This is a genomic window from Pseudomonas sp. Pseusp97 (genome assembly GCF_047304025.1).
Lineage (GTDB): Bacteria > Pseudomonadota > Gammaproteobacteria > Pseudomonadales > Pseudomonadaceae > Pseudomonas.
The window spans coordinates 1-4,483 of sequence record NZ_JBGLYK010000318.1 but is presented as its reverse complement, the minus strand read 5'-3'; the positions used below and the strand labels follow the sequence as shown (position 1 = coordinate 4,483).

Sequence of the window (4,483 nt, the reverse complement as noted above, 5' to 3'; positions counted from 1 at the left end):
CCCCCCCCCCCCCCCCCCCCCCCCCCCCCCCCCCCCCCCCCCCCCCCCCCCCCCCCCCCCCCCCCCCCCCCCCCGCGACACGCCCATCCCCAAGGAGAAACACATGAGCAATAAAGTAGTGGTGGCCGGGGTCGGCATGATCCCCTTTACCAAGCCGGGCCAGAGCGACGAGTACCACATCATGGGCGCCAATGCGGCCAAGGCCGCGCTGGCCGACGCCGGCATCGACTATGCGCTGGTGCAGCAGGCCTACGTGGGCTATGTCTACGGTGACTCCACCTGCGGCCAGGCCGCGGTCTATGGCGTCGGCCTGACCGGCATCCCGGTGGTCAACGTCAACAACAACTGCGCCACCGGCTCCACCGCGCTGTTCCTGGCACGCCAGGCCGTGGAAAGCGGCGCCGTGGAATGCGCCATCGCCTTGGGCTTCGAGCAGATGGTCCCCGGCGCGCTGAAGGGCGCCTACACCGACCGCACCGGCCCGATGGACCGCTTCGCCAAGACCATGACCCAGGTGCAGGGCTTCGACGAGGCAGCTCCGCGCGCCGCGCAGTTCTTCGGCGGTGCCGGCCGTGCGTACATGAAGGAATACGGCATCAGCCGCGAGACCTTCGCCCGCATCCGCGTCAAGGCCAGCCAGCACGCCGCGCGCAACCCGCTGGCGGTGTTCCGCAACGTGGTCAGCGTCGATGAAGTGATGGCCTCGCCGATGATCTTCGACCCGCTGACCCGCCTGCAGTGCTGCCCGCCGACCTGCGGCGCGGCTGCCGCCATCGTCTGCACCGAGGCCTTCGCGAAGAAGCACGGCCTGCGCACCGACGTGGTGATCGCCGCCCAGGCCATGACCACCGACCGCAACAGCACCTTCGACGAAGGCGACATGCGCAAGGTCGTCGGCTACGACATGACCCGCAACGCCGCCAACCTCGTGTACGAGAAGGCCGGAGTCGGCCCGCAGGACATCCAGGTGGTGGAGCTGCACGACTGCTTCACCGCCAACGAACTGATCACCTACGAAGGCCTGATGCTGACCCCCGAAGGCACCGCCGAGAAATTCATCCTCGACGGCGACAACACCTACGGCGGCCGCATCGTCACCAACCCCTCCGGCGGCCTGCTGTCCAAGGGCCACCCGCTGGGCGCCACTGGCCTGGCCCAGTGCTTCGAGCTGACCCGCCAGCTGCGCGGCACCGCCGACGCCACCCAGGTGGAAGGCGCGCGCTTCGCCCTGCAGCACAACCTGGGCCTGGGCGGCGCCTGCGTCGTCACCCTGTTCCAGCGCCAGTGATGCGGGAGCCGCGAGCATGATCGACAAGAGCCATATCGGCGCGGTGGTCTCCAGCCACACGCAACTGGTCGAGGCGGGACGCCTGCGCTTCTTCGCCAAGGCCACCGGCCAGGCGGATGCGCGCTACAGCGACGAAACCGCCGCCCGCGACGCCGGCTACCCCGGCCTGCCGGTGCCGCCGACCTTCCTCTTCTGCCTGGACATGGAAGCCGGCGGCTCGGGTTCGGTGCTCAAGCGCCTGAACATCGACCTCGGCCGCATCCTCCACGCCGAGCAGGGCTTCACCTACCACCGCATGGCCTTCGCCGGCGAGCGCCTGAGCTTCGAGACGAAGATCGTCGACATCTACGACAAGAAGGGCGGCGCGCTGGAGTTCGTGGTGCGCGAGACCCGTGTCAGCAACGAAGCCGGCGAGCTGGTGGCGCAGCTGCGCAACAGCCTCGTCGTACGCAATTGAAGGAGCCGAGCGTGAACCTGAATGCCATCGCCGTCGGCGACGAACTGCCGAGCTTCACCACCGACCCGGTGAACCGCACCACCCTGGCGCTGTACTGCGGCGCCTCGGGCGACCACAACCCGATCCACGTCGACATCGACTTCGCGAAGAAGGCCGGCATGCCCGACGTGTTCGCCCACGGGATGCTGTCCATGGCCTACCTCGGCCGGCTGCTGACCAACTGGGTAGCGCAGGAGCGCCTGCGCAGTTTCTCGGTGCGTTTCGCCGCCATCACCCAGCTGGGTGACGCCATCACCTGCTCCGGCCGCGTGCTGGAGAAGGACGAGGCCGCCGGCACCCTGCGCCTGGAAATCACCACCCGCAACCAGGCGGGTGAAATCAAACTGTCCGGCGAAGCCGTCGTGGCCCTGGACGCCTGAAACAGGAGAACAACAATGAGCAACAAACTCGCAGGCCAGGTCGCCATCGTTTCCGGTTCCGGCCGTGGCATCGGTCGTGAAATCGCCCTCAAGCTGCACCGCGACGGCGCCGCCGTGGTGGTCAACGACCTCGACGCGGCACCGGCCGAGGAAGTGGTTGCGCAGATCGTCGCCGAAGGCGGCCGCGCCGTCGCCTGCGTCGGCAGCGTGACCGACAAGGACTTTGGCGAGCGCTTCGTGAAGACCGCGCTGGAGTCCTTCGGCGGCCTCGACATCATCGTCAACAACGCCGGCTACACCTGGGACAACGTGATCCAGAAGATGACCGACCAGCAGTGGGACGACATCATGGAAGTCCACGTCTCCGCGCCGTTCCGCATCCTTCGCGCCGCCTCCGCGCACTTCCGCGAAGCCGCCAAGAAGGAAGCCGAGGAAGGCCGCGAGGTGTTCCGCAAGGTGGTCAACATCTCTTCCGTTTCCGGCGTGATGGGCAACCCCGGCCAGGCCAACTACTCGGCCGCCAAGTCCGCGATCAATGGCCTGACCAAGGCCCTGGCCAAGGAATGGGGCCGCTACAAGGTCTGCGTCAACAGCGTCGCCTTCGGCCTGATCGAGACCCGCCTGACCTCCGCCGCAGCGGGCGAAGGCGCCACCATCAACGTCGGCGGCCGCGAGCTGAAGGTCGGCATCAGCGAGCAGATGGCGAAGAACGCCGCCGCGCTGATCCCCATGGGCCGCGCCGGTACCCCGGAAGAAGCCGCCGGTGGCGTCTACCTGTTCTGCATCCCGGAGTCGAACTATGTCTCCGGCCAGGTGCTGATTGTCGGCGGCGGTCGTCCCTGACCGTCCCTTTGCCGGCCGCCCCGTGCGGCCGGCCTTCTTATACGAATCGTTTCCCGAATCGTCTGCCGAGGAGCCGCCATGAGCGCCACTCAATCGCCGTGGATCACCGACGACCTGGTGATCTTCCAGGACTCCATCCGCCGCTTCATCGCCAACGAGCTGGTGCCCCATGAGGAGCGCTGGTGGAAGCAGCAGTACATCGACCGCGACATGTGGCTGAAGGCCGGCGAGTTCGGCATGTTGCTGCCGAGCATTCCCGAACAGTACGGCGGTGGTGGCGGCACCTTCGCCCACGACGCCATCGTGACCCTGGAACAGAGCCGCGCCATGTGCACCAGCCTGGGCACCAACGTGCACAGCGGAATCGTCGCGCACTACCTACTGCGCTATGCCAGCGAGGAGCAGAAACTCGACTGGCTGCCGAAGATGGCCCGCGGCGAGCTGGTGGGCGCCATCGCCATGTCCGAGCCGGGCGCCGGTTCCGACCTGCAGGCGATCAAGACCCGCGCCGTGCGTGACGGCGACCAGTACGTGATCAACGGCTCGAAGACCTTCATCACCAACGGCTACCACGCCGACCTCATCCTGGTGGTGGCCAAGACCGACCCGGAGAAGGGCGCCAAGGGCACCTCCATCGTGGTGATCGAAACCAAGGACCTGCCTGGCTTCCGCCGTGGCCGCATCCTGGAAAAGATCGGCCAGAAGGGCCAGGACACCACCGAGCTGTTCTTTGACGACGTGCGCGTGCCGGCGGCGAACCTGCTCGGCCCGGAGGAGGGCAAGGGCTTCATCCAGCTGATGCAGCAGTTGCCGCAGGAACGCATGATCATCGCCCTTGGCGCGCTGGCCACCATGGAGCGCGCGGTGGAAGAGACCGCCGAATACGTGCGCAGCCGCAAGGTGTTCGGCCAGACCCTGCTGGACCTGCAGAACACCCGTTTCAAGCTCGCCGAGTGCAAGAGCATCGCCACCATCGCCCGCGCCTTCGTCGACGACTGCATGGTCAAGGTGCTCAAGGGCGAGCTGTCCGGCGAGACGGCGGCCATGGCCAAGTGGTGGAGCACCGAGCAGAACTGCAAGGTGATCGACGAGTGCCTGCAGCTGCACGGCGGCTACGGCTACATGCTCGAGTACCCCATCGCGCGGATGTACGCCAACGCCCGGGTGGGCCGCATCTTCGGCGGCTCCAACGAAATCATGAAGGAAATCATCGCCCGCACCCTGTGATGCGGGTGGGCCGGGCCGCCGCGTGCGGGCCGGCCATTCGCGCCGGGATGCCTGCCGCGAGGTACGCATGTCGAGCATCGAACTCTCAATCGAAGACGGACTGGCGCGCCTGACGCTGGCCAATCCGGAACGCAAGAACGCGCTGTCCACGGCCCTGATCGCCGAGCTGATCGACGCGCTCACTGCGCTGCGGCGCAACCCCGAGGTGCGCGCGCTGCTGTTGTCCGGCGCGGGCGGCGCCTTCTGCTC

At 67.5% G+C, this 4,483-nt stretch carries 6 protein-coding genes; all 6 read left to right on the top strand.

The window, feature by feature from the left end:
• Window positions 1-103 precede the first annotated feature (103 nt).
• Window positions 104-1,288 (top strand): lipid-transfer protein, encoded by a 1,185-nt coding sequence (locus tag ACCC94_RS27955; protein ID WP_413352841.1) that lies wholly within the window; start codon window positions 104-106, stop codon window positions 1,286-1,288.
• A gap of 16 nt (window positions 1,289-1,304) precedes the next feature.
• A complete protein-coding gene (locus ACCC94_RS27950) occupies window positions 1,305-1,745 on the top strand; it encodes a MaoC family dehydratase N-terminal domain-containing protein (RefSeq protein WP_413352840.1) in 441 nt (146 codons plus the stop codon).
• A gap of 11 nt (window positions 1,746-1,756) precedes the next feature.
• Window positions 1,757-2,164 (top strand): MaoC family dehydratase, encoded by a 408-nt coding sequence (locus ACCC94_RS27945; protein ID WP_413352839.1) that lies wholly within the window; start codon window positions 1,757-1,759, stop codon window positions 2,162-2,164.
• 15 nt (window positions 2,165-2,179) lie between these two features.
• Window positions 2,180-3,007, top strand: coding sequence for an SDR family NAD(P)-dependent oxidoreductase (locus ACCC94_RS27940; RefSeq protein ID WP_413352837.1), 828 nt, complete (start codon window positions 2,180-2,182; stop codon window positions 3,005-3,007).
• 78 nt (window positions 3,008-3,085) lie between these two features.
• A complete protein-coding gene (locus tag ACCC94_RS27935) occupies window positions 3,086-4,234 on the top strand; it encodes an acyl-CoA dehydrogenase family protein (protein ID WP_413352836.1) in 1,149 nt (382 codons plus the stop codon).
• A 67-nt stretch (window positions 4,235-4,301) separates the two neighbouring features.
• The coding region (locus ACCC94_RS27930) for an enoyl-CoA hydratase/isomerase family protein (RefSeq protein ID WP_413352835.1) at window positions 4,302-4,483 on the top strand (182 nt) is incomplete at its 3' end.